The sequence below is a fragment of the Streptomyces sp. NPDC041200 genome, from assembly GCF_055591805.1.
Genome location: NZ_JBVIZF010000009.1, coordinates 120,882 through 143,028, shown reverse-complemented (window position 1 = coordinate 143,028; position 22,147 = coordinate 120,882). Strand labels below are relative to the sequence as shown.

General features: G+C 71.5%; 31 protein-coding genes. 11 read left to right on the top strand and 20 right to left on the bottom strand.

What is annotated here, in order from left to right; genetic code table 11:
* Both ACZ6CL_RS21715 and ACZ6CL_RS21710 read right to left on the bottom strand, forming a co-directional pair.
* Entirely contained in the window at positions 1-708 is a 708-nt protein-coding gene (locus ACZ6CL_RS21715) for a B3/B4 domain-containing protein (RefSeq protein WP_468937778.1), read from the bottom strand.
* 42 nt (positions 709-750) lie between these two features.
* A complete protein-coding gene (locus ACZ6CL_RS21710; protein ID WP_468937777.1) occupies positions 751-1,587 on the bottom strand; it encodes an EamA family transporter in 837 nt (278 codons plus the stop codon).
* A 111-nt stretch (positions 1,588-1,698) separates the two neighbouring features.
* Here ACZ6CL_RS21710 and ACZ6CL_RS21705 point away from each other — a divergent pair, with 111 nt between their 5' ends.
* Positions 1,699-2,268 (top strand): helix-turn-helix domain-containing protein, encoded by a 570-nt coding sequence (locus ACZ6CL_RS21705; RefSeq protein WP_468937943.1) that lies wholly within the window; start codon positions 1,699-1,701, stop codon positions 2,266-2,268.
* 176 nt (positions 2,269-2,444) lie between these two features.
* Here ACZ6CL_RS21705 and ACZ6CL_RS21700 read toward each other — a convergent pair whose 3' ends face one another.
* Both ACZ6CL_RS21700 and ACZ6CL_RS21695 read right to left on the bottom strand, forming a co-directional pair.
* Positions 2,445-3,752 carry a cytochrome P450 gene (locus ACZ6CL_RS21700; protein WP_468937776.1) on the bottom strand — a complete coding sequence of 436 codons (1,308 nt, stop codon included), beginning with the start codon at positions 3,750-3,752 and terminating at the stop codon, positions 2,445-2,447.
* Between the two features lie 103 nt (positions 3,753-3,855).
* A complete protein-coding gene (locus ACZ6CL_RS21695; protein WP_468937775.1) occupies positions 3,856-4,113 on the bottom strand; it encodes a hypothetical protein in 258 nt (85 codons plus the stop codon).
* 33 nt (positions 4,114-4,146) lie between these two features.
* Here ACZ6CL_RS21695 and ACZ6CL_RS21690 point away from each other — a divergent pair, with 33 nt between their 5' ends.
* From ACZ6CL_RS21690 to ACZ6CL_RS21680, 3 genes are read left to right on the top strand one after another with little or no spacing between them, the layout of a single operon-like run.
* On the top strand, positions 4,147-4,533 hold the full coding sequence (locus ACZ6CL_RS21690) for a LysR family transcriptional regulator (RefSeq protein ID WP_468937774.1): 387 nt from the start codon (positions 4,147-4,149) through the stop codon (positions 4,531-4,533).
* The gene (locus tag ACZ6CL_RS21685; protein ID WP_468937773.1) at positions 4,530-4,883 is read left to right on the top strand and encodes a LysR substrate-binding domain-containing protein; all 354 of its coding nucleotides are present in this window, start codon (positions 4,530-4,532) and stop codon (positions 4,881-4,883) included. The genes ACZ6CL_RS21690 and ACZ6CL_RS21685 overlap by 4 nt, the downstream gene beginning before the upstream one ends.
* 42 nt (positions 4,884-4,925) lie before the next feature.
* A complete protein-coding gene (locus tag ACZ6CL_RS21680; RefSeq protein ID WP_468937772.1) occupies positions 4,926-5,126 on the top strand; it encodes an SCO3870 family protein in 201 nt (66 codons plus the stop codon).
* A 56-nt stretch (positions 5,127-5,182) separates the two neighbouring features.
* Here ACZ6CL_RS21680 and ACZ6CL_RS21675 read toward each other — a convergent pair whose 3' ends face one another.
* The 4 genes from ACZ6CL_RS21675 to ACZ6CL_RS21660 form a co-directional block, all read right to left on the bottom strand.
* Positions 5,183-5,734, bottom strand: coding sequence for a cysteine hydrolase family protein (locus tag ACZ6CL_RS21675; protein ID WP_468937771.1), 552 nt, complete (start codon positions 5,732-5,734; stop codon positions 5,183-5,185).
* 14 nt (positions 5,735-5,748) lie between these two features.
* Positions 5,749-7,152, bottom strand: a complete 1,404-nt coding sequence (locus tag ACZ6CL_RS21670; RefSeq protein ID WP_468937770.1) for an MFS transporter — start codon at positions 7,150-7,152, stop codon at positions 5,749-5,751.
* Positions 7,149-7,601, bottom strand: a complete 453-nt coding sequence (locus ACZ6CL_RS21665; RefSeq protein WP_468937769.1) for a MarR family transcriptional regulator — start codon at positions 7,599-7,601, stop codon at positions 7,149-7,151. Before ACZ6CL_RS21665 ends, ACZ6CL_RS21670 begins: the two co-directional genes overlap by 4 nt.
* Before the next feature lie 90 nt (positions 7,602-7,691).
* Positions 7,692-9,185 (bottom strand): alpha/beta hydrolase, encoded by a 1,494-nt coding sequence (locus ACZ6CL_RS21660; RefSeq protein ID WP_468937768.1) that lies wholly within the window; start codon positions 9,183-9,185, stop codon positions 7,692-7,694.
* Between the two features lie 157 nt (positions 9,186-9,342).
* Here ACZ6CL_RS21660 and ACZ6CL_RS21655 point away from each other — a divergent pair, with 157 nt between their 5' ends.
* Entirely contained in the window at positions 9,343-10,074 is a 732-nt protein-coding gene (locus ACZ6CL_RS21655) for a MerR family transcriptional regulator (RefSeq protein WP_468937767.1), read from the top strand.
* A 17-nt stretch (positions 10,075-10,091) separates the two neighbouring features.
* On the opposite strand, the gene ACZ6CL_RS21650 is transcribed toward ACZ6CL_RS21655, so the two are convergent.
* Positions 10,092-11,303: a Bcr/CflA family multidrug efflux MFS transporter gene (locus ACZ6CL_RS21650; RefSeq protein WP_468937766.1), complete on the bottom strand. Its 1,212-nt coding sequence runs from the start codon at positions 11,301-11,303 to the stop codon at positions 10,092-10,094.
* Positions 11,304-11,379: 76 nt separating this feature from the next.
* Between ACZ6CL_RS21650 and ACZ6CL_RS21645 the strand changes: the two genes are divergently transcribed.
* Positions 11,380-11,886 carry a MarR family winged helix-turn-helix transcriptional regulator gene (locus tag ACZ6CL_RS21645; RefSeq protein ID WP_468937765.1) on the top strand — a complete coding sequence of 169 codons (507 nt, stop codon included), beginning with the start codon at positions 11,380-11,382 and terminating at the stop codon, positions 11,884-11,886.
* 18 nt (positions 11,887-11,904) lie between these two features.
* On the opposite strand, the gene ACZ6CL_RS21640 is transcribed toward ACZ6CL_RS21645, so the two are convergent.
* Together ACZ6CL_RS21640 and ACZ6CL_RS21635 are read right to left on the bottom strand one after the other, a co-directional pair.
* The gene (locus ACZ6CL_RS21640) at positions 11,905-12,096 is read right to left on the bottom strand and encodes a DUF397 domain-containing protein (RefSeq protein WP_468937764.1); all 192 of its coding nucleotides are present in this window, start codon (positions 12,094-12,096) and stop codon (positions 11,905-11,907) included.
* Positions 12,093-12,905: a helix-turn-helix domain-containing protein gene (locus tag ACZ6CL_RS21635; protein ID WP_468937763.1), complete on the bottom strand. Its 813-nt coding sequence runs from the start codon at positions 12,903-12,905 to the stop codon at positions 12,093-12,095. The genes ACZ6CL_RS21640 and ACZ6CL_RS21635 overlap by 4 nt, the downstream gene beginning before the upstream one ends.
* Between ACZ6CL_RS21635 and ACZ6CL_RS21630 the strand changes: the two genes are divergently transcribed.
* Together ACZ6CL_RS21630 and ACZ6CL_RS21625 are read left to right on the top strand one after the other, a co-directional pair.
* Positions 12,904-13,560, top strand: coding sequence for an ATP-binding protein (locus tag ACZ6CL_RS21630; RefSeq protein WP_468937762.1), 657 nt, complete (start codon positions 12,904-12,906; stop codon positions 13,558-13,560). The two genes, ACZ6CL_RS21635 and ACZ6CL_RS21630, sit on opposite strands and share 2 nt — an antisense overlap.
* Positions 13,505-13,885 (top strand): effector-associated constant component EACC1, encoded by a 381-nt coding sequence (locus ACZ6CL_RS21625; protein ID WP_468937761.1) that lies wholly within the window; start codon positions 13,505-13,507, stop codon positions 13,883-13,885. The genes ACZ6CL_RS21630 and ACZ6CL_RS21625 overlap by 56 nt, the downstream gene beginning before the upstream one ends.
* Before the next feature lie 26 nt (positions 13,886-13,911).
* Here ACZ6CL_RS21625 and ACZ6CL_RS21620 read toward each other — a convergent pair whose 3' ends face one another.
* On the bottom strand, positions 13,912-14,133 hold the full coding sequence (locus tag ACZ6CL_RS21620; protein ID WP_468937760.1) for a hypothetical protein: 222 nt from the start codon (positions 14,131-14,133) through the stop codon (positions 13,912-13,914).
* 133 nt (positions 14,134-14,266) lie between these two features.
* Between ACZ6CL_RS21620 and ACZ6CL_RS21615 the strand changes: the two genes are divergently transcribed.
* The gene (locus ACZ6CL_RS21615) at positions 14,267-14,884 is read left to right on the top strand and encodes a TetR/AcrR family transcriptional regulator (protein ID WP_468937759.1); all 618 of its coding nucleotides are present in this window, start codon (positions 14,267-14,269) and stop codon (positions 14,882-14,884) included.
* On the opposite strand, the gene ACZ6CL_RS21610 is transcribed toward ACZ6CL_RS21615, so the two are convergent.
* The 4 genes from ACZ6CL_RS21610 to ACZ6CL_RS21595 form a co-directional block, all read right to left on the bottom strand.
* Positions 14,833-15,015 (bottom strand): hypothetical protein, encoded by a 183-nt coding sequence (locus tag ACZ6CL_RS21610; RefSeq protein ID WP_468937758.1) that lies wholly within the window; start codon positions 15,013-15,015, stop codon positions 14,833-14,835. The two genes, ACZ6CL_RS21615 and ACZ6CL_RS21610, sit on opposite strands and share 52 nt — an antisense overlap.
* Positions 15,012-15,350: a hypothetical protein gene (locus tag ACZ6CL_RS21605; RefSeq protein ID WP_468937757.1), complete on the bottom strand. Its 339-nt coding sequence runs from the start codon at positions 15,348-15,350 to the stop codon at positions 15,012-15,014. Before ACZ6CL_RS21605 ends, ACZ6CL_RS21610 begins: the two co-directional genes overlap by 4 nt.
* 59 nt (positions 15,351-15,409) lie before the next feature.
* On the bottom strand, positions 15,410-16,261 hold the full coding sequence (locus tag ACZ6CL_RS21600; protein WP_468937756.1) for a class I SAM-dependent methyltransferase: 852 nt from the start codon (positions 16,259-16,261) through the stop codon (positions 15,410-15,412).
* A 124-nt stretch (positions 16,262-16,385) separates the two neighbouring features.
* Complete coding sequence (locus ACZ6CL_RS21595) at positions 16,386-17,261, bottom strand: alpha/beta fold hydrolase (protein WP_468937755.1); 876 nt, start codon at positions 17,259-17,261, stop codon at positions 16,386-16,388.
* 111 nt (positions 17,262-17,372) lie between these two features.
* On the opposite strand from ACZ6CL_RS21595, the gene ACZ6CL_RS21590 reads away from it, so the two are divergent.
* Positions 17,373-17,918 (top strand): CGNR zinc finger domain-containing protein, encoded by a 546-nt coding sequence (locus tag ACZ6CL_RS21590; protein ID WP_468937754.1) that lies wholly within the window; start codon positions 17,373-17,375, stop codon positions 17,916-17,918.
* A 31-nt stretch (positions 17,919-17,949) separates the two neighbouring features.
* Here ACZ6CL_RS21590 and ACZ6CL_RS21585 read toward each other — a convergent pair whose 3' ends face one another.
* The 3 genes from ACZ6CL_RS21585 to ACZ6CL_RS21575 all read right to left on the bottom strand — a co-directional run bounded on the left by ACZ6CL_RS21585 (position 17,950) and on the right by ACZ6CL_RS21575 (position 20,253).
* On the bottom strand, positions 17,950-18,636 hold the full coding sequence (locus ACZ6CL_RS21585; RefSeq protein ID WP_468937753.1) for a ribonuclease H family protein: 687 nt from the start codon (positions 18,634-18,636) through the stop codon (positions 17,950-17,952).
* Between the two features lie 64 nt (positions 18,637-18,700).
* Entirely contained in the window at positions 18,701-19,594 is an 894-nt protein-coding gene (locus ACZ6CL_RS21580) for a methyltransferase domain-containing protein (protein WP_468937752.1), read from the bottom strand.
* A gap of 77 nt (positions 19,595-19,671) precedes the next feature.
* On the bottom strand, positions 19,672-20,253 hold the full coding sequence (locus ACZ6CL_RS21575) for a TetR/AcrR family transcriptional regulator (protein ID WP_468937751.1): 582 nt from the start codon (positions 20,251-20,253) through the stop codon (positions 19,672-19,674).
* Between the two features lie 114 nt (positions 20,254-20,367).
* On the opposite strand from ACZ6CL_RS21575, the gene ACZ6CL_RS21570 reads away from it, so the two are divergent.
* Complete coding sequence (locus tag ACZ6CL_RS21570) at positions 20,368-21,324, top strand: DMT family transporter (protein WP_468937750.1); 957 nt, start codon at positions 20,368-20,370, stop codon at positions 21,322-21,324.
* Here the strand turns inward: ACZ6CL_RS21570 and ACZ6CL_RS21565 are convergent.
* Positions 21,305-22,117 carry a YwqG family protein gene (locus ACZ6CL_RS21565; RefSeq protein WP_468937749.1) on the bottom strand — a complete coding sequence of 271 codons (813 nt, stop codon included), beginning with the start codon at positions 22,115-22,117 and terminating at the stop codon, positions 21,305-21,307. The genes ACZ6CL_RS21570 and ACZ6CL_RS21565 overlap by 20 nt on opposite strands.
* Between the last annotated feature and the right edge of the window lie 30 nt (positions 22,118-22,147).

Here is a 22,147-nt window from a genome sequence, read left to right as displayed (position 1 = left end):
TCAGGCGGTGGCCCGGGGTTGTTCCGGGCTGAGGTACCGCACGGCGGTCTGGTCGGTGTGGGGGGTGAGCAGCCCGCACAGCTCCTCGGCGGCGGCCTTGAGGAGGTGGCCGTCACGGTCGCCGTGGACGGTTTCGAGGGCGAAGACGACGCGTACGGAGTCCTCGGTGACGCGGGTGCGGTGGGCGTCGCGGTGGTTCCAGTGGCGGGTCAGGACGCCGGTGGTGTCCGCGTAGATGATCTCGCCGGGCTTGGGGTGCTCGACGGTGTCGGGCTCACCGAGCGGGGTGAACGACTCGGTGCCGTCCGCGTACCGGATGTCGATGTCCCCGGTGACGTGGTCCAGGTCGAAGGCTCCGGCAGGCAGTCCGTGGTGGACCGAGACGGCGTTGTAGGAGTCGACGGCCGGGTTGATACGCGGCAGGGTCCCCTTCTTGGCCATGCGGCGGCCGAGCGCGTCGACGCTGGGGCGGATGCGGCGGGGGTTGGTGCCGAAGGAGCGGTAGGCGGTGTGCCATGCCTCGATGCGCGGGTCGGTCTCGTCGGCGGGCTGCCAGGTGCCGTCGGCGAGCCGCTGTTCCAAGGCGTCCAGGGCGGCGGCGGTGCCGGGCCAGGGTTCGCGGCCGCGCGTGCCGGTGGCGGTGACCAGGGCGATGAGGGTGTCGGGGAAGGCGTCCGCGACGGCGGGGGTGAGGTGGAAGACGGTCATGGGTGGCTCCGTAAGTGACGTACGAGGGGGCGCTGTGGCGGATCAGGTCAGGGCGAGGAGGCTGACGGCCACGGCGGCGGTGCCCAGGCCGACGAGCTGCCCTCGGTGGACGCGTTCGGCGAGGACCCCGCGCGCGAGCAGGACCGTACCGGCTGGGTAGAGGGCGGTGATCACGGCGACGACGGCGAGGTCGCCGCTGCGGGAGGCGAGCAGGAAGAGGAGGTTCGCCAAGGAGTCGAGCACGCCCGCGGCCGCCGACATCCCGTACGCGGGCCGCTCGGGGCCCAGCCTGCGGCGCAGCAGCCCGGCCGCGGCCAGGGTGACGGTCGAGGCGACCGCGCGGCCCACGATCAGCGGGGCCACGCCGCTGTCGGACGGCGCCTGGTGGAGGCAGACCAGCTGGAGCGCGATGGCGGCGCCCGCGCCGAAGGCCAGCAGCAGGGCGTTACGGGAGGGGCGCGCCGCGCCCGCGCCGTGTCCGGCGCTGACCAGGACCACCGCCACCAGGGCGAGCGGCAGGCCCACCAGCCCGGCGGCGGCCAGCCGCTCGCCCTGCAGCAGGCCCACGGTGACCGGCAGCGCGGCGGACACCAGCGCGGTCACGGGCGACAGCACGTTCATCGGGCCGATCGCCAGGGTGCGGTAGAGCAGGGCGAACGCGGCGGCCGAGGCGACGCCCGACGCGGCGCCCCAGCCGAGGGTCGCGGAGCTGAACGAGGCGCCGAGCACCGGCCAGAGCAGCAGCTCGACCGCGAGGCTCGCCGGGGCCGCGACCAGCACGGTGCGCAGTACGTGGGCTTTACGGGCGCCGAGGCCGCCGAGGAAATCGGCGCATCCGTAGGCGAGTGAGCTGCCCAGGGCCAGCAGCAGAGCGAACACAGCACATCCCTTACCATTCAATGAAACGACCAGACCGTACATTGGATCGACCGACCTGGTCAATCAAACGACCGCACAGCACATTCCAATGGTCCGAGGATGGGTGAGCAGATGGTGGAGACGGCCGAGGCCCTGCGGACGGTCGCGCACAACGTCCGGGCGGCCCGCACCCGCGCGGGGCTGTCCCTGGAGGAGCTGAGCCGCCGCGCCCAGGTCAGCAAGGGCGCCCTGGTGGGGCTGGAGAAGGCCCAGGGCAACCCGAACCTGGCCACCCTTGTCCGGCTGGCCGACACCCTCGGCATCTCGGTGTCCGACCTGATGCAGGGGCCGCCCGAGGGCCGCGTCCGCGTCGTGGCGGCGGACGCCGTGGCTCCGCTGTGGACCGGCGAGGGGGGCGGCGAGGCCCGGCTCATGCTGACGACCTCGGGCCCGTCCCCCGTCGAGGTCTGGCGCTGGCGGCTGGCACCGGGCGAGGACTACCCCAGCCACCCCCACCAGGCCGGGGTCGTGGAGACGGTCAGCGTCACCTCCGGCCGGATGACCCTGGTCGTCGACGGCACCGAGCACCCCGTCGAGGCCGGGGAGACCGCCACGTTCGACGGCGACGCCCCGCACACGTATCGCGGCGCGGGCACCGAAATCTGCACCCTGATCATGACGGTCCACCTGCCGCCCGGCTGAGCGGTCGTCGTTCGCCTGGCCGAGGGCGAGGCCGGGACGGCACTCCACTCGACGGCAACGAGCAGGACTCCGTTAGGTGTGTGCGGGGTGCCGTCTGGTACGGCCGGTGGGCAGGGGTCGGTGGCAGGCGGTGCAGGTGCCCTACACAGACCTAACGGAGTCCTACCAGGGGCCGTTCACCGTACGGCCGTGATCGTGGCGGGCATCGGGCCCTCCGGGCGGACCGTGATCCCGAAGACGGTCGACGTCGGGATGGCGTGGAACGAGGGCACGAAGGCGGGCAGCAGGAGCCCCAGCAGCGCCGTCATCTCCCGCATCGCGAACTGCGCCCCCAGGCATGCCCGGGCCCCGAGCCCGAAGGGGTAGTACGCGCCGTGCCGGGCGGAGCCCCGGCCGTCGTCCGCGAAGCGCGAGGGGTCGAACCGCTCGGGCTCGGGCCACAGCACCGGGTCACGGTGGGTGAGGTACGGGCAGACGAAGAGGTCGGTGCCCGCCTCGACCCGGTATCCGCCGAGGGTGTCGTCCTCGGCGGCATGGCGCGGCATCAGCCAGGCCGACGGATAGAGCCGCAGGGTCTCGGAGGCGAGGGCCCGGAGGGCGTTCTCGCGCTCGGGTGAGCCCTCGGGGCCCGCGTCCAGGGCCCGGCGGCGGGCCTCGGGGTGGCGGTCGAGCAGCAGGTACAGCCAGGCCAGCGTGGTGGCCGTGGTCTCGTGCCCGGCGGTCAGCAGCGTGACCAGCTCGTCGCGGATGAGCTGGTCCGTGTATTCGGGCCGGGTCTCCCCCGCCTCCACCAGGACGCGCAGCAGACCGGGGCCGTCCGGTCCCGCCTCTCCCCGGCGAGCGGCCGCGATCGCCTGGTGGGCGACGGCGTCGATCCGCGCGAGATCCGCCGCCACGGTGGCCCGCAGCTCGTCCAGGTCAGCCGACGCGGAAGGGGTCGTCGGGAGGGCGGCCCCGACCGCCTCGACGGCGGCGAGTTCGCGGTTGGTTTCCGCGTCGAGAGGGTGCCCGGTGAGGGACCGCCAGATGGTGTCGAGGGCGAAGAAGCGCATGTCCTCGCGGACGTCGGTCGGTGTGCCGTTACGGGCGGCAGCGGCCCAGCGGTCGGCGGCGCGGCGCGCGGCGGCGTCGATGCGCTGCTCGTAGCGGCGGATGCCCGCACCGGTGAACTGGGCTTGCAGCAGACGGCGTTGGCGCTTCCACGGCTCGCCGCTGGCCGAGAGCACCCCGCCCCCGACCAGCACGCGCGCCCGGTGGGAGCGCTTGACGTAGCGGTCGGGGTGCAGGGCGAGGACGTGCCGCACCGCGTCCGGGTCGGTGACCAGCACCGTGGGGCGCGGGCCGAGCGGTACGGCGCTGACCCCGCCGAGTTCGCGCGCCTCGGTCAGCAGGTCGACCACCGCCCCAGAGGAGGCCTTCCACCGCTTGACGGCGGCCGGGTCGAGTAACGGAACGGGGACGCCCTGCGGGGACGTGGTGGCCAATGCGCTCTCCTGCTCACTCGATGGACGCACGGAACAACGACGCTCGGGACAGCAACGCTCGGGACAGCAACGCTCGGGACAACGCCCCGTACGGTACGCCGTGTCAGGCAGCGCGCGCCGCCGCGAGGTCCGCCGCCAACCGCTCCTCGACCGGGACGCTCGGGTCCGAGTACTGCCCAGACAGACAGACGGGCCCCGCGTAGCCCAGCTCCGCCAACTGCGCCATGATGAGGGACCAGTTGGACAGGCCCTCCCCTCCCGGCACGAACCACGGCTTCCAGTTCCCGCCGACCGATCCGGTCACAGGATCACTCGCGACGTAGATGGCGTTCTCCGACTGGAACGCGACCAGCACCATCATCAGCACTTCGGTCGGGCCGCCGAGCGGCTCAATATGACCCAGCCCCCGCTGACCCGGCAGATCCAGGCCCTGGAACGGTCCCTGGACGTCGTCCTCTTCGAGCGCACCGGCCGCGGCGCCCGCATCACCGCGGCGGGCACGGTCCTCCTCGAACACTGCCGACGGGTCCTCGCCCTGCTGGACGCCGCCCCGGTCGCCACCCGCCATGCCGCCGAGGGCCGCACCGGCACCCTGCGCCTCGGCTTCACCGCGATCGGCGCGTACGCGATCCTCGCCGACGTCCTCGACCTGGTGAAACGCCGCATCCCCAACGTCGCGGTCGAGCTGTCCGAGCTGGTCAGCCCGGAGCAGTTCACCGCGCTCGGCGACCTGCGGTCGCGCTGGCCGAGGGCACCGCGCCCGTCCTCCTCTCGGAGGTGACCAGCAACTACATCGGCTACAGCCCCGAAGGCTCGCGCTATCTGCACGACATCTGTGCCGCCATGATCGGCGTGGACCACTACGCGGTCAGCCAGCTGACCTCCCAGGTGCCGACGATGCTCGCCCTGGTCCGGGCGGGCCTGGGGTGCGCGCTGATCCCGCGTTCGATCATGGCCATGGGCGTGCACGGCGTCCGCTACCGCGAACTGGCCGCCGCCGACGCCCACTCCGTCACCCTGCACGCCTGCTGGAGCCCGGACAGCCCCAACCCGGCCCTCCACCGCCTGACCGACGCCCTCACCCGCGAGCGGCCGTCAACAACCAGTTCCGGCCGGGACATCGCAAGGTAGTCTCGCCATCGATCAATGTTTCGTGGCTTGGAGGAAGTACCCATGACGAAGACCCCGTTCGTTGCCATGTCCGCCGCTACGGCGTCACTGGGGACCGCGCTCGGTTTCCTCGCGTTCCAGCTGCGCACAGCGGGCTACGAGCAGTACGTCGAATCCGTCGCCACCTTCAGTGTCCTGATGTACATCACCGCGGCTCTGGTTGTGGTGACGTGGGTCCGTGACGGTCGGCCGCACACGAACTGACGCTGCTTCGCACACGATGGTGACGGCGTGTCGGCCGGCGAAGCCCCGGTCCCCGGTCAGCCGAGGGTCCCGGCCCATTCCTCGACGGTCGTCACCTCGGCCTGGCGCGGGAACACCTTCTCGGTGAGCACCCGGTGGACCTCGTCGTCGCTGTCGGCGCAGCCGTCGGCCAGCACGGTGAGCCGGTAGTCGAGGTCGGCGGCCTGGCGCAGCGTGGACAGCACGACGCCGCTGGTGGCGACGCCGGTCAGGACGAGATCGGTGATGCCCTGGGCCCGCAGGACCATCTCCAGGTCGCTCCCGGCGAAGGCGCTGATCCGCTTCTTCGTGATCACGATCTCGCCGGACCGGGGCTCGACATCCGGGTGGATGGCCGCGCCCGGGTCCTGGGGTGTGAAGACTCCCTCGGGCAGCGCGCCGAATGTCTTGTTCCGGCCGGACACCTCGGGGTGCCCGGACCGGAAACCGACCACCACATGCAGCACCGGGATCCCGGCGTTACGGGCCGCCTCCACCGCCTGAGTCAGTCGCGGCAGGTAATCGGGGGTGGCGATGCGGTCCACGATGCCGTTCTGGATGTCCATCGCGAGCAGAGCGGTGTTCGACACGGTGATCAAGCCTTTCAGTGCTGAGAAGAAGCCGAGCCGACGCGGCTCAGCGAGCGGTCCGCGACCGTGATCGCCAGGAACAGACCGGCGACGGCGAGCATGAACCACGCCAGCCCGTGGAGCCCGCCGGTGTCCGCGCGGGCGCCGAAGAAGACGCCGTTGGCGCCTGAGGCAACCATCGCGCCGAGGTAGAGGAAGGTACGCAGCAGCCCCGCCGAGGACCCCATCCGCTCCGGGTCGGCCTGGTGGTACACCGCGTTCTGCAGGGCCAGGTTGTTCAGCCCCTGCGGTACGCCCGCGACGACCGCGACGACGACCAGCAGCCACACCGGGCTGTCCGGCCGCAGCGTCAGCACCAGCAGACATACGGCGATCTGCCCGATCGCGCCCACCAGCAGCTTGCCGCGCACCTGGGCCCGCCGCCCGGTGGCCGTGGATACCGCGATCCCCGCCAGGAACAGCGGCAGTTGCGCGAGGCCCGCCTGCGTGGCGGACAGCCCCCGCCCCTCCTGGAGCCACTGGGTGTACCCGTACAGCAGGACGTACGACACGATGGCGACCAGGAGCATACGTGCGTACGTGAGCAGCAGCGGAACGTTCCCGCCGAGCACCCGCAGATCGATGAACGGCTCCGCCACCCGCAGCTCCCGCACCGCGAACCCGGCCGCCGCCACCGCCATCAGCACCGGCAGGTACCAGCGGTCGGCCCCCGGCTCCATCAGGAACAGCAGCAGCGAGACGAGCATCGCGGCGAACAGTGCCATCCCGGGCAGGTCCAGCCCGGCAGACCCCTCGCGCTCCCGGCGCGGGTGGGTCTTCGGCAGCCGGAGGAAGCCGAGGATCAGACCGGCGGCGGCCAGCGGGAGGTTGACGGCGAACGTCGTACGCCAGCCGCCCAGCCCGATCAGCACCCCGCCCAGCGACGGACCGATGACCGCCACGGTCTGATTGGCGATGGAAAGCGCGGTCAGCACCCCGGCCGGGCTCTCGTGGCCCGTACGCCGGGCCTCGCTGCGGATCAGGTACATCGACGCCGGATACCCCGCGCAGGTCCCGAAGCCGAGCACCACCCGCGCGACGATCAGCGTCGCCAGGTTCGGGGCCAGCAGGCCGATCAGTCCCGACAGTCCCGTCAGCGCGGACCCGAGCAGGAACAGGCGGCGCGGCCCGTACAGGTCGATGAGCCGTCCCACCACCGGCTGGCCTATCGCCGTCGCCAGGTAGAGCGCCGAGACCAGCCAGGCCGTCTGCGACGGCGGAGCCCCGAAGGCCGCGCCGATCGGCACCAACGACACCGAGACGATGGAGGAGTTGACCGGGTTGAGGATCGACCCCAGCATCATCGGCGCGAGCAGCCTGCGGTCGAACCCGCCGCGCGTCTGGGGCTTGGCAGTGCGTCGTATCAGCCGTGTGATCATGCGTCGCTGAGCCGGTCGAGCAGGGCCAGCGAACTGATGATGGCCTGTCGCTCGTCCTCGGTGAAGCCGGATTCCAGGGCCTGGGACAGCCATTCCTCGCCCGCCCGGCGCTTGTCCTCCAGGAAGGCGTGTCCCGCCTCGCTCACCGAGATCAACTGCCGCCGCCGGTCATCCGGATCCGGCCGTCGCTCGATGAGACCGCGCTCATCGAGCGCGCCGAGCGTCATCGCCATGGACTGCGGCCGTACGCGCTCGGCGGCGGCCAGCGCACTGGCCGAGGACGGCCCGTCCTTGCTGAGCCTGCTGAGCACGGCCGTCTGCGTCGGGGTGAGCCCTTCCGTGTCGTACGACTCCCGCAGCCGCCGCCGCAGACGGCCGACGACGACACGGATCTCGTGCGCGGCGCGCACGGAGGACGCGGACATGCCGGGTTGGGGGGTCTCAGCCATACCCCCACCGTAAATTTCTTCAGGCCAGCCTGTCCAGTATGGACTGAACAGACTGGCCTGTCATTCGCGCTTCTCCGGCCGGCCAGGGGATCAGCCTGCGCGGCAGAGCGCGTCCTTTTGGGGCATCGTGCCCTCGACGAGGTAGCGCGTGGTGGTGTTCAGCGCGCAGGCGTTGTCGCCGAGGACGTAGGCACCGTGCCCGGTGTCGTCGACGCTGAGCAGCCGGGACCGGTCGGCGAACTTCCGGCGCAGCATCTTCCCGCCGTCGTGCGGTGTCGCCGGGTCGCGCAGGTTCTGGACGAGCAGCATGTTCCGGGGTCCGTCGTCGTTGACCGCGACCGGCGGCTCGGCCGGGGCGTACGGCCAGAAGGCGCAGGGCGTGACGTTCGCGGCGGCGGCGCCGAACAGCGGGTAGCGCGCGCGATCCTTGGCGACGCCCCTCCGATAGGTGTCGACGTCCTTGGGCCACTCGACGTCGTTGCAGGTCACGGCGGCGAACACCGCCAAGGGGTTGTCGATCGAGGACGACATCTTGGACGCCTGCGGGCGGCGAGCAGCCGCGTCGCCGCCGCCCGCCAGCGCCTGCCACTGCTGCGCCAGCTTGGGGTACTGCAACTTCTTGTAGAGGAGGCCGAAGGTGTACTGCCGCAACAGGTTGCCGTCGAAGCCTGCCACCGGGGCCTTGTCGAGCCGCTCGGCGAGGGCGAAGTAGGTCGCGCGGACCTGCTCGGGAGTGCGGCCCAGGCCGTAGCTGTCGTGCCGGGCCGCCGCCCACGTCGCGAAGTCGGGGAACGCCTGTTCCATCCCGAGGGCGAAGCGGCGCATGCCGTCGCGGTCGAGGTGGGTGTCGCCGATGTTGCTGTCGAGCACGATCCGGTCGGAGCGCTCGGGGAACATCGACGCGTAGGCGGCCCCGAGTGCCGTGCCGTAGGAGTAGCCCAGGTAGCTGGTCTTCTCCTCGCCGAGCGCGGCCCGGACACGGTCCAGGTCGCGGGCGGTGTTCGCCGTGGTCAGGTGGCGTAACACCCCGTCGCGGTCATGGCGCTGGCACTGCTCGGCCGCCGCCTTGGCGACTTTCGCCTGTGCGGTGACCGCCGCGTCGTCGCCCGCGTAGGGAGGAATGTTGGTGGCGTACGGGCCGTCCTCCGTGAACCCGCACGCGACCGGCGCCGAGTGCCCGACGCCGCGCGTGTCCATGCCGATCAGGTCGTAGCGGTCAAGGACATCGGCGGGTATGCCCCGGGCCGCCAGCAGCGCGGGCTGCGCCAGTCCGGACCCGCCGGGGCCGCCCGGATTGAGCATGAGCGTGCCGCGCCGCTTGTCCGGTTTCGTGCTGGCCAGCCGGGAGATCATGACATCGATCCGGGCGGCCCCGGGGTCGGCGTAGTCCACCGGCACGGGCACGGTGGCGCACTGCAACGTGGTCGGAGCCGCCTCCTCCACGACGTCCTCGGGGCAGGTGCCCCACCGCACCTGCGGCGCTCGCGGCTCGTCCGCGACGGCTGGCACCGCCACCAGCGAGCCGCTGAGGCCGAGGACGACCGCCAGGGCCGAGGTCCGGCCGATACTGCGTTGTCGTTTCATGTCCAGTCTCCGAAAACCCGTCGGGTGGCTGTGGTCGCCGCCCATCGCACTCCGTGCCCTTGGGGCACGGTCAACACCGTCTCGCCGGTGGGCGGAGAGCCTTGACCATGCCCCGAGGGCACGGTCTTGAATGGATCGGGCAGGAAGGGGCCTCCCGATGGCATGGAGCACACGTCAGCTGGCCGACCTCGCGGGCACGACGCTGAAAACCGTCCGGCACTATCACGAGATCGGCTTGCTGGACGAGCCGGACCGAGCGGCCAACGGCTACAAGCGGTACGGCGTCCAGCACTTGGTCCGCCTGCTGCGCATCCGCAGGCTGGTCGACCTCGGCTTACCGCTGTCGGACATCCCCTCGGTCGAGGCCGCCGACGAGGGGGCCGAGGAGACCCTGCGCGTCCTGGACGCGGAACTCGCGGCGAGCATCGATCGCCAGCAGCGGATGCGACGGGAACTGGCGGCGATCCTGGACAACCAGGCCTCGATCGACCTTCCGGCGGACTTCCAGGCGCTCGCCGACGACCTGCCGGAGGCGCAACGCTCCCTCCTGCTGGCGTACTCCAGCTTTCTCAACGCCTCGGCGATGTCCGCGCTCCGGGAGCAGCTCTCAGCGCCCCGCAGCGATATCGCCGCGCAGTTCGAGGCCCTGCCCGCCGACGCGCCGGAGGAGGTGCGGCGGCACATCGCGCGACGCCTCGCGCCCGAAGTCCGCGCACAGCAGGAGGACCACCCGATCCTGCGTGACCTGACAGCCTCCTCCCGCCGGGGAGCGGCGATCACCCAGTCGGTTGTCGCGCAGGCATTGACCGAGTTCTACAACGAGGCCCACCTCGACGTCCTGCGACGCGTGCACGCGTTGCTCGCGGAGGACGACACCCCCGGGACGTGACGGCGCCGCGACAGCGGTCAGCGCCGCCGGGGCCACAGGTGCACGACGACGGCCGCCGCCGCGCACGCGGCGATCGCGAGCGCCATCGGCAGCGCCGCCCCGTTCCCGCCGAGCCCCGCCAGCGGCGCGGCGACCCCGCCCAGCGCGAACTGCAACAGCCCCAGCAGCGCGGACGCGGTCCCGGCCGCCTCCGGGTGCCCGGACATCGACAGCGCCGTGGAGTTCGGCATGATCAGCCCGATGCTGGCCACCAGCGCGAACAGCGACACCAGCACGGCGGCCACGCCGAGCCCGGCGAGTACGGACAGCAGCAGCGCGCCGCCACCCGCCGCGCACAGCGCGAGCCCGGACCGGAGCAGGGCGTGGGGCGTGCGGGTGCGCAGCAGCCGGGCGTTGCCCTGGCCGAGCAGCATGATGCCGAGCGCGTTGGACGCGAAGACGATGCTGAACTGCTGCGGGTCCAGACCGTACGTCTTCTGCAGCACGAACGAGGACGCCGAGATGTACGAGAACATCGCGGCGAACGCGAACCCGCCCGCGAGCGCGGGCCGCACGAAGTCCGCATCACGCAGCAGCGAGCCGAAGCTACGGACCGTCTGCCCCAGCCCGCCCGCGTGCCGCCGCTCGGACGGCAGGGTCTCCCCCACGACGATCACGGTGGCCGCGAGCAGCAGCGCGCCCGCGACGGCCAGGACGAGGAAGATCCCGCGCCAGGACGTGAACCGCAGCAGCTGCCCGCCAATGACGGGCGCGAGGATCGGCGCCAGGCCGTTGACCAGCATCAGGAGGGAGAAGAACCGCGCGGCGGCGGTCCCCTCGTACAGGTCGCGGACGATGGCCCGGCTGATCACGATCCCCGCCGCGCCCGCCAGCCCCTGAAGGGCGCGCAGCCCGGTCAGCGCGGTGACGTTCGGCGCGAACGCGCACAGCACGGACGCCACCATGTACCCGACGAGGCCGATGAGGAGCGGCACCCTCCGCCCAAACCGGTCGCTGAGCGGCCCGGCGATCAGCTGTCCGACTGCCAGCCCGATCAGGCAGCTGGTCAGGGTCAGCTGTACGCCCGCGTCGGGGACGCCGAAGTCCCCCGCGAGAGCGGGCAGCGCGGGCAGATACATGTCCAGCGACAGCGGCCCGAACGCCGAGAGCGCGCCCAGGACGACGAGCAGCCGCAGCGCGCGGCGGGGCGGGGCCTGTATCGGAGCGGTGGCAGCGGTGGCGGTGTCCATGAGCAGCAGCGTACCGATATCACTGACTGCTCAGCAATTGAGAAGTCAGTGACTTACGCGGCACTAGACTGCCCTCATGGGTATGGGGACCGACTCGGAGAAGCGCACGGCCGCGCAGGCGGCCAGCGGGCCACTGGTCCACGAGTTCGGCCTGCTGCTGAAGGCGGCGACCCACCTTGAGCGGCGCATCAACGCCGCCATGCGGGCGGAGACCGGGATCGGCCACGTCATGTTCGAGGTGCTGCTGCGGCTGTGCCGGGACCCGGAGGAACAGGTCTCCCAGCGCACCCTGGCCGAGGACGTCATCCTGACCAGCGGCGGGGTCACGCGCCTGGTCGACCGCATGGAGACGGCGGGCCTCGTACGCCGCGTACCGTCGCCCGACGACCGCCGGGTGACGCTGGTCGAGGCGACGGCGGAGGGCGAGCGGACGTTCGTGCACGCGGTGGAGGTCCACGCCCGCATCGTGGAGCGCTACTTCGTCGCCCCCGTGGCGCCCGGCGACCGCCGTCGCTTGGCGGCGTCGCTCGAACGGATCGCCACGGCGCTCCGGGACGACGATCCAGCCTGTCCAGAAGCCTGAACAGGCTGGACGGTCGGGTCAGTTGTTCGCGGCGAACCCCACGAACGCGTCCCACGCGGCAGCCGGGACCGTAAGGACCGGCCCGGTGATGTCCTTGCTGTCACGGACGTGGATGGCGTCGGGACATGCGGCCACCTCGACGCATTCGCCGCCCTCAGCGCCGCTGTAGCTGCTCTTGAACCAGACCAACTCGCCTATGTCCTTTGTCATAGCTCTTCCAGCACCTTCTCAATAAAGATCGACGACTCCCGTGGATTGAGAGCCTGGGCCCGGATGATCCCATGCCGGGCAGCGATGGCGTGGACCTCATCTCGGTCAGTGAGCAGAGTGCCAGCCCCTTGGTTTTCGTGATATGCGATCTGTTGGCCCCCCTTCGGCACCATCAAGGTGAAGGGGCCATCGACACCGGCGTTGTCCTCCCGATCCATGGGCATCACCTGGATCTCGACGTTGCGCTTCTCCCCGACGAGGAGTAGATGCTCCAACTGCCCGCGCAGAACCTGCTTCCCGCCATACGGCTTCCGCAGCACAGCCTCTTCGATAACGAATCCCAGGATGGGCGCAGGCCAGGCGTTGAAGATCTCCTGGCGATCCAGTCGTGCAGCGACGCGCTGCGCGACGGTTTCCTCGTCTAGCAGCGGTCGACCCATCGAGAACACCGCGTGTGCGTAGTCCTTAGTCTGAAGCAGCCCAGGCACCGCCTGGGTAGCGTAGATCTGTAGCTCAACCGCTTCCGCTTCAATCTCCGCCGCATCGCGGAAGAACGCCGGGTAGCGGGCCAGCGCGGCCTCTTCCTTCATCGCCTTGAGGAGACCCCCGGCACCCAGAACCTCATCCGCCTTGTCGATCAGGTCCGGCTTCGGGATACGGCGCCCGCACTCCACCGACGCGATCTGATCCGCGCTGTACCCGACGCGCACCCCCAGCTCCGCCTGCGTGAGCCCCGCTCGTTCCCGCAACAGCTTCAGCTGCCTGCCGAACCCCCTCAGGAACGCTGACGTCTCGTCCGTACCTGCCATGGGTCACCACCCCTGCCTCCGCGCCCTCGCGTGTCCGACAGACACTGTCCGTACAGGCGCGCTTACTGGTCAGGCTAGGCACACGACCACCACCCTCATTGCCATGACGACCGAAAATCCCCCCTCACGGGGTACGACCGAGGGCCAGCTCCCCTCCGTACCCGGCGAGTTCGCCATGCGCTTCACCTCGACACCGCGCGGTGCGCGGCTCGCGCGGCGTCTCGTATCGCACCGGCTGGCCGCGTGGGGGTATCCGTACGATTCCAGCCCCAACGAGATCACCACGCTCATCGCCAGCGAGCTGTGCGCCAATGCGGTGCGTCACGGGCGCGTTCCCGGGCGGGACTTCCACGTACGCCTGACCGCGCCGCTGGACGACTCCGGCCCGATCCGTATCGAGGTGTCGGACACCCGTGGCGAGCGGCAACCCGCGCTCACCACGGCGACACCGGAGGCGGAAACCGGGCGCGGCCTGTTCCTCGTATCGCAGTTCGCGGAGCGGTGGGCGGTTGGGCCACGGCCCAACGGTGGGCCCGGGAAGACCGTTTGGGCGGAGATCGCAACAAAATACGGGTCCTCCACGCCTATCGTTGGCGTCCATGGAACAGCGGATGCAAGCCGCCCTCCGCGTGGAGATCAGCGCGGAGGCGGATGATGGGGATCTCGCGATCCACGACCTGTACCGGTGGCTGCGGCAGGACACGGACGTCCGGGCGCATGCCGATCTGAACATGCTCCCGACCCACCCACACGGGAAGCTGGGGATCATCGACCTGGTGGTCACCCAGGGGCTCGGCGCCCTGAACCTGGGGCTGTCGTACGCCGCGTGGCGCGCCGCGCGCCCGTCCGCCCCCGCCGTCGTCATCAGCGCCAACGGCCGATCGATAACGGTGCGCGGGGAGTGCGACGCGGAGACGGTGCGCCGCTTCGTGGAGGCGATGGAGTCCGCGTCCGCCCCAGCGGCGGACGCGGACAGCTGACCGCTCATGCCCGCGTGGCGACTCCGTCAGCCGCTGCGTCCGACCGCCTTGACTGAACCGCGGGCCCAGCCCGCGACAATCGCGCCGATCACGACGGCGAAACCGTAGACGGTGATGCTGGCTGCGAAGCCGCCTGGCAGCCAGCCGAGCAGACCGGCGTTGTCGTGGTCGACGAGCTGGCGAATGGCCCCCTGCACCCCGAGGGCGAAGAGAACCACACCGAGGCCCTGAAAGATGTCGTACTTCATGTGATGCCCTCCGAATCCCAGAAACGTGCACCCCGGGGCCGCCGCCGGGACGGTTACAATGCACTTGCACTGTAATGGAGCAGGAACCCGTTTGCAATGCAGATGCATGGCAAACGGTGGGCAAGGAGTCGCCGTGCCGAAGATCGTGGATCACGAGGAACGCAGGAAGCGCCTGGTCGAGGCCGTCTGGGCCCTGGCGGTCCGTGGTGGCATTGAGCAGGTGACGCTGCGCAAGGTAGCCGACGAAGCAGGCGTCTCCATGGGGCAGGTGCAGCACTACTACTCCTCGATGCAGGACCTGATCCGCGACGCGCTCGACCGGGCCGTCCGAGCCGTGAACACCAACATCGAGACCGCCGTCAGGGCAGTCGGCGCGACGAGCCCGGAAGCCATCCTCCGCGCCTGCCTCCACGCCTTGATCAGCCCTGACGAGGAGAGCACGCGGCTCATGCGGTTCTCCCTCGCGGCGGCGGGGCGGGCCGTCTCCGACCCGACGATGGCCAGGGTCCTGGCTCCAGGCGACGACGAACTGCTCTCCCTCACCGCCGGACTCATCGCCGCGGCCCGGCAGGAACGAGGCGGCGAGCCTCGTCATGAAGAACGCGTCGACGCCGACATCTGCTGGTCACTCGCCACGAGTCTCGGAGTGGATGTCGCCCTTGGGTATCGCTCACCGGACGCCGCCGGACGCATGCTCGACTACCACATCGACCAGATCTTGGGACCGGCACAGCGCGCGGCAAAGACCTGAAGAAGGCCGATCAGCTCGCCCTCGGTGCGGATGCCCCAGCTCCACCGCGCTCGCGGGGTCTGGGCGGCCCGGGCGAGGGCCGTGCGGATCTTCTTGAACGCCCTGGCGTGTTCGACCTCCGCGCTCGTCACCCCTCCCAACCTGGAAACGGCAGCGCCGAGCAACGCTGGTCCCAGTGACGCCTTTTCTCGTGAACATCCACGAGTCCGCACGGTGTTACAGGGCAATCAGACCGGCCGTCGTCTCCTTGAAGCCGCAGGCATCGAAGTAGAACTCCGCCGTCCCAGACCACGTTGACGAAGCCGACCAGCACGCTGTCTTCCCAGGTGCAGACCCAGCCGAGACTGTGGCGCTCAAGTCGTTCTCGCCAGTCGGTCCCAGCGACCGGGTGGCCGAAGCCGTTGGCGTGCAGTGTGCTGAGGGCTGCGTTGTCGAAGTCGCCCCGCCACTCGTACTTGGTCGTCACTCCTCGATCGACTCATCAGGCCCCCTTGGAATCGATCATCTGGGGAACCGGGAGGCGCTCTACCGGCGGACCGCCGAGATCAGTCCGCCGGGCCGCTCCTCGCGCCGCGGCGGGGTGCTGATCGGGCGGCCGTAGGCGGCAGCGCGCTCGCGAAGGGTGTGGCTGTCGGCCTCCCAGCCGTGCCCGGCCAGCCAGCCAACCGGGTCGTCGGGCATCTCCGAGACCCACATGGACGCCGCCGATCCCGGCACGGCGTCCGCGCCGAAGCGCTCGATCACGCCGCGCGAGCCCAACGTCAGCCCCATCCGACTGCCCGCCGCCGACTGTGTGCTGATCCGGGCCAGCAGTAGCTCCACCGCATCCTCGGGCAGATAGATCAGTAGTCCTTCGGCGATCCACGGGGTCGGCACGGCCGGGTCGTGCCCCGCGGCGGCCAGCGCGCCTGGCCAGTCCTCACGCAGATCCACCGCGACGGTGATCCGCTCGCAGCGCGCGACGACCCCCTCGCGGCGCAGCACCGAAGCCTTGAAGTCCAGTGGGGCGGCGGTGTCGACCTCGAACAGCCGGGTGCCCTCGGGCCAGTCCATCCGGAAGGCCCGGCTGTCCATGCCGGCGCCGAGCAGCACGACCTGCCGGACCCCGGACGCGGAGGCCTGCCGCAACAGGTCGTCGAGGAACTTCGTCCTGATGACGATGGAGAACGACACGGCCAGCCGGCGGCGTCGCGCGGCCTCGTCATCGGGCAGCGGTGGCGAGGACGGCCACAGGCCGCCGGCGGCGGCGAAGGCCTGTGCCAGTGGGTCGCGGAACAGCGCGTTCTCCCGCTCGGTCTCCAGCGCCCGCACCCTGGCCACCCCCACCGCCGTGGCCCATACCCCCGACGGCTGCTCCCGCTCCTGCTCATCAGTCACCGCGCCAGCCTAGATCGATTCCTGGGGGCCTGATGAGTGGAGCTAGCTTCAGGCGCGGCCAGCCGGTGATGCGCGCACTGACCGCCAAACGCTGCCGACACCGGACGGGGCGGACCCTGGCGGTTCAGGCCGGTGGCGCGGCGGCGGTCAGGAAGCCGCGGATGTACCCGGCCACGGTGTCCAGGTGGCTTTCGAGCAGGAAGTGTCCGCCCCCGGGAACGAGGTGGATCTCCGCGTCCGGCAGGTCCCTGGCGAAGGCGCGTGCCCCGTCCGGGCCGAAGATCTCGTCGCCCGCGCCCCAGACCGCGAGGAGCGGGACCCGGCGCTCCCGGAAGTAGGTGTGGACCTGGGGGTAGAGGGGCGGATTGGTGGCGTAGTCGCGGAACAGGGCGAGCTGGACGAGGTCGTTACCCGGCCGGTTGACCTCGCGGTGGTCGGCGGCCCAGGTGTCGGGGTCGACCAGCTCGGGCCGGTCCACTCCGTGCACGTACTGCCAGCGGATGGCGTCGAGCGAGAGGGCGGCGCGGACGGCGGGTTCGGTCCCGGGGCCCGGGTTCTCGGCGTAGGCCCATACCGGCTTCCAGAAATCCGGTACGAAGCCGTCCTCGTAGGCGTTGCCGTTCTGCGTGATCACGGCGGTGATCGCGTCCGGGGTGCGGAGGGCGAGGCGCCAGCCGATGGGTGCGCCGTAGTCCTGGACGTACACGGCGTAGCGGGTGACGCCGAGCTGGGACAGCAGGGCCTCGGTGATGTCGGTCAGGGAGTCGAAGGTGTAGGTGAACGCGTCCACGGGCGGGGCGTCGGAGTTGCCGAAGCCCAGGTGGTCGGGGGCGATGACGTGGAAGCGGTCGGCCAGCGCCGGGATGAGATGGCGGAACATGCGGGAGCTGGTCGGGAACCCATGCAGGAGGACGAGCGTGGGCGCCTCGCGGGGCCCCGCCTCGCGATAGAAGACGCGGTGTCCCCGGACGGTCGCGTACTGGTGGCGGATCTCAACCATGACTAACCCCTTCGAGGTCTTTTGGTGGTTACCCTCGCGTCCAGTAGACCGCTCCTGGAGTAACCTGTCAAACCACTTGATGGAGTTAGCGGGGAAGGTGGGATCCGTGCCGTGCTGGACGACGAAGCGCTCATGGAGGCGCTGAACAGCACCCCTGTCGTGGAGGGCCGACGCCAGGACCTGTGGCGTGACGACGATGAGGTGGAGCGGTGGGCGCGGGGCCACGGGGGCGTCGGCGGCGACGAGGAGCGCCGGTGGCTGCGCACCGCCCGGGACGCGCTCCAGGCGGTGGAGTCGGACCCGTCGGGGGCGGGGGCGGCGGCCTCGGCGTCCGCGTCGACCTCGGCCTCGGCGGAGGCCCGTCTGCGCCGGGTGCTCGCGGGCGTCCGTAAGGTCCCGCGGCCCAGCGCGTCGGGCGTCGAGTGGCACGTGGAGGTGGCGCCGGAGCGCAGGCTCGCCGTGGAACTCGTCCTCGCGTGGGCGGACGTCAAAGAGCGGCTGCCCGGCCGTCTGCGGCCGTGCGGGAACCCCGAATGCCGCCTCTTCCTCCTGGACCGCAGCCGTGCGAACACCGCGCGGTGGTGCTCGATGAAGACCTGCGGAAACCGGCTCAAAGCCCGCCGTCACCAGGCGCGGACGCGGGAGACCCCGGCCTGACGCGGGAACGGCGGGCTGTGCGGGCCGCGCCCTATCCGGCCGTCTTGCAGGCGGGGTGACCCCAGCCGTCGGGGTTCTTCGTGATGGACTCGCCCTTCGCGTACGGCTGACCGCAGCGGCAGCGGCCGGGGAACTTCGCCTTGATCGAACCGCCGCCCGAGCGGGCGGTCTTCGTCCGTCCCTTGGCGCTCGCCTGGCCACGGCCCGCCGAGCGCGAAGCCGTCTGCGGCTCCGGCGGCGGCAGGGCGGAGCCGAGCGAGGTCCCGGCGGCCTCCTGCGTACGGGCCGTATGGCTGGCGGCCCGGTCCGCGGCCGCGTTGTACGGGTCGCCGTCGACCTGGTGGGCGGGGACGTAGACGAAATCGACGGTGCGGCCCGTCAGCAGCTCGTCGATACGCATCACGAGACCCTGGTTGGCCACCGGTGAGCCCGAAGCCGTCTTCCACCCCTTCCGCCGCCACCCCGGCAGCCACGTGGTGACCGCCTTCATGGCGTACTGCGAGTCCATCCGCACCTGCAGCGGCACGGCCGGGTCGGTGGCCTCCAACAGCTTCTGCAGCGCGGTCAGTTCCGCCACGTTGTTCGTCGCAGCGCCGAGCGGCCCGGCCTCCCAGCGCCCCACCTCGCCACTCGCGTCCGCGATGGCCCACGCCCAGGCCGCGGGCCCGGGATTCCCTTTGGACGCGCCGTCACACGCGGCGATGATCTGTTCATCCATACCCCGATCCTGCCAGGGCTCCCCGGTCACCCCCGCATCCGCTGGACAGCGCCTGCATCCGCACCTAACCGAGTGCCGGAGGGTGCTCGGCTGGACGGCGTCCCCAGGCCGAGATCAGCGGCGCGAGTGTCAGGTCGAGTTCACCCGCGTCGATGGCGGCCAGGTGCGCGTCGATCTCGGCGTCGTCGGCCAGGCCGGCCGCGAGCAGCTCGCCGCGCACGTGCCGGATGGTCGCCGCCTCCAGCCGGTCGCAGGCCAGCCCGCCGACCGGGAAAGAGCCCGCCGCGGCGACATCCACCAAGCCGGCCTCACGCAATGCCCGCGGCAGTGTCCGGCCGTAGCGCAGGTCCGCGCCGCGGCGCGCCAGCAGCTCACGGACCGCGTCGCGCAACCGGTTGGCCCGCCGCTGCGCAGGGCCGCTGTCGTCCAGGCATGCCAGCGGCTGCAGAGCGGTATCGGCGTCCTCGACCAGCAGCCAGCCGCCGGGCCGTAGCGCTGCCGCCATCGTGGCCAACGCGCGAGCCCGGTCGGGTACATGGACCAGCACGAGCCGGGCGTGCACCAGATCGAACGTCCCCGGCTCCGGGGGCGGATCAGCGGCGACGTCGTGCTGGCGCACCTCGTACCCGTCGCCTGCCTTCAGCCACGACGGGTCGATGTCCGTGGTCAGCACGTGCCCGGTCGGACCGACGGCCGCCGCGAGCGCCTCCGGGACACTGGGGCCACCGGCCCCCACTTCCCAGCAGCGTGAGCCGGCCCTGACCCCCAGTCGATCGAAGTGCCCGCGCGTCACACCGTCGAACAGCTCGGCCAGCCAAACGAATCGCTCGCCCGCCTCGGCGCGCGCGTTGTCCAGCAGGTACCCGCGGGCGGGAGCGGACTCTCCACCGAGCGAGGTAGTCCCGCCTATCGGATCCGGTCGGCTACCGACGTGCGGCGGGCGGGGCGAAGAGGTCATGCCTACATGGTCAACTTTCCCGGGCCACCAGCGCCACGTACCGGACGCCTTCGATCACGACGTTTTCCGGCCGGTAGTCACCCCTGGTGGACCCCGGCCCGCTCCAGGGCGCGCCGCGCCTGGCGGCGGGCCGCGTCGACGGGGTCGGGGATGACCGACAGGCCGTACAGCACGGTGGCGCCCTCGTGGAGCAGGAGCAGTTCGTCGGCCAGGGCGTCGGGGTCACGGGCGCCCGCGTCCTCGGACAGGGCGCGCAGATAGCCGCGCAGCCAGCGCTTCTGGTCACCGACCACCTGGCGGGCCGGATGGCCGTCGTCGGGCAGCTCGGCGGCGGCGTTGACGAAGCCGCAGCCGCGCGGGTTCTCGCGGCGCATCCAGACGGCGAGGGCGTCGAACGTGGCGAGGACGCGGCCCGGCGGGTCCTGCCGGGGGGACGCGTCGACTTCGGCGGTCAGCCAGGCCCGCCACCGCTCGTCGCGCTCGCGCAGATACGCGGCGACCAGCGCCTCCTTGCTGCCGAAGCGCTCGTACAGCGTCTTCTTGGTGACTCCGGCGCGCTTGGCGATCAGATCCACGCCGACCGCGTTGATCCCCTGCCCGTAGAACAGCTCGCTCGCGGCGTCCAGGACGCGGCGGGCGGCGGGGGTGAGCGTCTCCATGGGCGTGATCCCTCCCGACGTGACGACGAGACTTGACGGGTATACCGATCTGTTTAGTCTAGTACGTGAGCGACTAAACAGATCGGTATACCCGGCAGTCCGGGGAGGAGACTCATGCCCGTCACCGCGATCACGTCCGTCGGCCTCGTCGTGATGTGGAGTTCCGGCTTCATCGGCGCCGAACTCGGCACCCGCGAGGCCCCCGCCGACACGCTGCTGATGTGGCGCTTCGTCGCGGCGGCCGGGCTGCTGGGGGGCGGCTGGCTGCTCTTCCGGCGGCGCAGGATTCCGCTGCGCGCGGTGGCCGAGCAGACCGTCATCGGCGCGCTGTCGCAAGCGCTCTATCTGGGCGGGATCGTGTGGGCGGTCGGGCTCGGCGTACCGTCCGGGACCGCCGCGCTGATCGCCGCCCTGCAGCCACTGGCCGCCGGTGCGCTGTCCGGGCGGCTGCTCGGGGAGAGGGTGAGTGCCCGGCAGTGGGCCGGGCTCGCGATCGGGCTGGGCGGGGTCGCCCTCGTCGTACAGGGCGACCTGTACGGGACGTCGGCCGTGACGCCCTGGGCGTACGGGCTCCCGTTCGCGGCCATGGCGGCGCTGCTCGCGGCGAGCTTCCTGGAGCGCCGGGCGCGGGCGCCGCTCGCGCCGATGGACGCGATACCGCTGCACTGCGTCGTGAGCGCGGTGCTCTTCGCCGGGGTCGCCCTGACCGGCGGCCACGCGGCGCCGCCGTCCGGCGGGGGCTTCTGGTTCGCCGTGGCGTGGACCATCGTGCTCTCCACGGTGGGCGGTTACGGCTTCTACTGGCTGAGCGTGCGGCACAGCGGCGTCACCCGCACCTCCGCGCTGATGTACCTCACGCCGCCGACGACGTCGGTGTGGGCGTACGCGATGTTCGGCGAGACGCCGGGGGTGCTGGCGCTGGTGGGGATGGCGGTGTGCGTGCTGGGCGTGGCGGCGGCGAACGGGGCGCGGCGCCCGGCCAAAGCCCAGCGGATCGCGGGCGGTGCGGCCGCTCACGCCGACGCGGCGGGTGACGAGGTCAGCGACGAAGTCAGCAGCACTGCCAGGTGAACATGGCCCGGTCGAAACGGCCCGCGGCGAGATCCTCGGGGCGGATCAGCCAGTACAGGGCGCCGTCGTCGCCCCACATCAGGTCCGCGTCCTCGTCGGAGTCGAACTGGGCCAGCAGCACCCAGCGCCGCGCCTCCTCCTCGATCCGGGGGTCCTCCCACGCCACGCCGCCGCCCAGCGCACCGTGCGCCACCACGGTCTCCACGGCGCCCTGGACCGACTGCGCGTGGCCGCCGATCTGATGCGCGGTGCCGCTCTCGTACTCCCACAGAGCCCTCTCGAACGCGTCCGGAAGCTCGACGCCGCCGAGGACGGGAGAGTCGGTGTCGGGGGCGCTCGGTCCTATGCGCGCGGTCAGCGGCACCGCCGGATACGGGGTGAGCCCGGCCGGGGCGGGGCATTCGGGCGCGGTCGCCTCCGTGGCGGGCGGCAGATGGAGCACGCGGGCTCCGGCCCAGGTGGCGGGGTCGGCGGTGTCGACCAGGGCGTCGTCGTCCTCGTCGCCGTAGTAGAAGAAGGCCAACCGCCCCTCCGTGGGCAGCGGTACGTCCAACTCGCCCGTGGGCAGCGCGGCGCAGTCGACCGCCGCCACGAACCGCAGCGGGCCCTTGCCCTCCCACACCGGCCACGCCACGTCGTCGGGCAGCAGGGGCAGACCGCCGAGCTGCCCGACGACCGGATCGCCCGGCTCCGCCGCCCGGAGGTGGGCGGCGGGGCGCAGCAGGGCGGTCCAGCGGCGGGCCTCGTCGGCCGGGAGGTGGGCGTGAGCGAGGGCGTGCAGCGCGTTCGTCATACGGATCATCATCACGGGCCCCACCGACAC

Bases quoted from the DNA above. Each gene is read 5' to 3' on its own strand.
- ACZ6CL_RS21715 (WP_468937778.1), bottom strand. From the start codon at position 708: ATGACCGTCTTCCACCTCACCCCCGCCGTCGCGGACGCCTTCCCCGAC.
- ACZ6CL_RS21705 (WP_468937943.1), top strand. From the start codon at position 1,699: ATGGTGGAGACGGCCGAGGCCCTGCGGACGGTCGCGCACAACGTCCGG.
- ACZ6CL_RS21695 (WP_468937775.1), bottom strand. From the start codon at position 4,113: ATGATGGTGCTGGTCGCGTTCCAGTCGGAGAACGCCATCTACGTCGCG.
- ACZ6CL_RS21690 (WP_468937774.1), top strand. From the start codon at position 4,147: ATGACCCAGCCCCCGCTGACCCGGCAGATCCAGGCCCTGGAACGGTCC.
- ACZ6CL_RS21680 (WP_468937772.1), top strand. From the start codon at position 4,926: ATGACGAAGACCCCGTTCGTTGCCATGTCCGCCGCTACGGCGTCACTG.
- ACZ6CL_RS21670 (WP_468937770.1), bottom strand. From the start codon at position 7,152: ATGATCACACGGCTGATACGACGCACTGCCAAGCCCCAGACGCGCGGC.
- ACZ6CL_RS21665 (WP_468937769.1), bottom strand. From the start codon at position 7,601: ATGGCTGAGACCCCCCAACCCGGCATGTCCGCGTCCTCCGTGCGCGCC.
- ACZ6CL_RS21660 (WP_468937768.1), bottom strand. From the start codon at position 9,185: ATGAAACGACAACGCAGTATCGGCCGGACCTCGGCCCTGGCGGTCGTC.
- ACZ6CL_RS21655 (WP_468937767.1), top strand. From the start codon at position 9,343: ATGGCATGGAGCACACGTCAGCTGGCCGACCTCGCGGGCACGACGCTG.
- ACZ6CL_RS21650 (WP_468937766.1), bottom strand. From the start codon at position 11,303: ATGGACACCGCCACCGCTGCCACCGCTCCGATACAGGCCCCGCCCCGC.
- ACZ6CL_RS21645 (WP_468937765.1), top strand. From the start codon at position 11,380: ATGGGTATGGGGACCGACTCGGAGAAGCGCACGGCCGCGCAGGCGGCC.
- ACZ6CL_RS21640 (WP_468937764.1), bottom strand. From the start codon at position 12,096: ATGACAAAGGACATAGGCGAGTTGGTCTGGTTCAAGAGCAGCTACAGC.
- ACZ6CL_RS21630 (WP_468937762.1), top strand. From the start codon at position 12,904: ATGGGTCACCACCCCTGCCTCCGCGCCCTCGCGTGTCCGACAGACACT.
- ACZ6CL_RS21635 (WP_468937763.1), bottom strand. From the start codon at position 12,905: ATGGCAGGTACGGACGAGACGTCAGCGTTCCTGAGGGGGTTCGGCAGG.
- ACZ6CL_RS21625 (WP_468937761.1), top strand. From the start codon at position 13,505: ATGGAACAGCGGATGCAAGCCGCCCTCCGCGTGGAGATCAGCGCGGAG.
- ACZ6CL_RS21620 (WP_468937760.1), bottom strand. From the start codon at position 14,133: ATGAAGTACGACATCTTTCAGGGCCTCGGTGTGGTTCTCTTCGCCCTC.
- ACZ6CL_RS21595 (WP_468937755.1), bottom strand. From the start codon at position 17,261: ATGGTTGAGATCCGCCACCAGTACGCGACCGTCCGGGGACACCGCGTC.
- ACZ6CL_RS21585 (WP_468937753.1), bottom strand. From the start codon at position 18,636: ATGGATGAACAGATCATCGCCGCGTGTGACGGCGCGTCCAAAGGGAAT.
- ACZ6CL_RS21580 (WP_468937752.1), bottom strand. From the start codon at position 19,594: ATGACCTCTTCGCCCCGCCCGCCGCACGTCGGTAGCCGACCGGATCCG.
- ACZ6CL_RS21575 (WP_468937751.1), bottom strand. From the start codon at position 20,253: ATGGAGACGCTCACCCCCGCCGCCCGCCGCGTCCTGGACGCCGCGAGC.
- ACZ6CL_RS21570 (WP_468937750.1), top strand. From the start codon at position 20,368: ATGCCCGTCACCGCGATCACGTCCGTCGGCCTCGTCGTGATGTGGAGT.
- ACZ6CL_RS21565 (WP_468937749.1), bottom strand. From the start codon at position 22,117: ATGACGAACGCGCTGCACGCCCTCGCTCACGCCCACCTCCCGGCCGAC.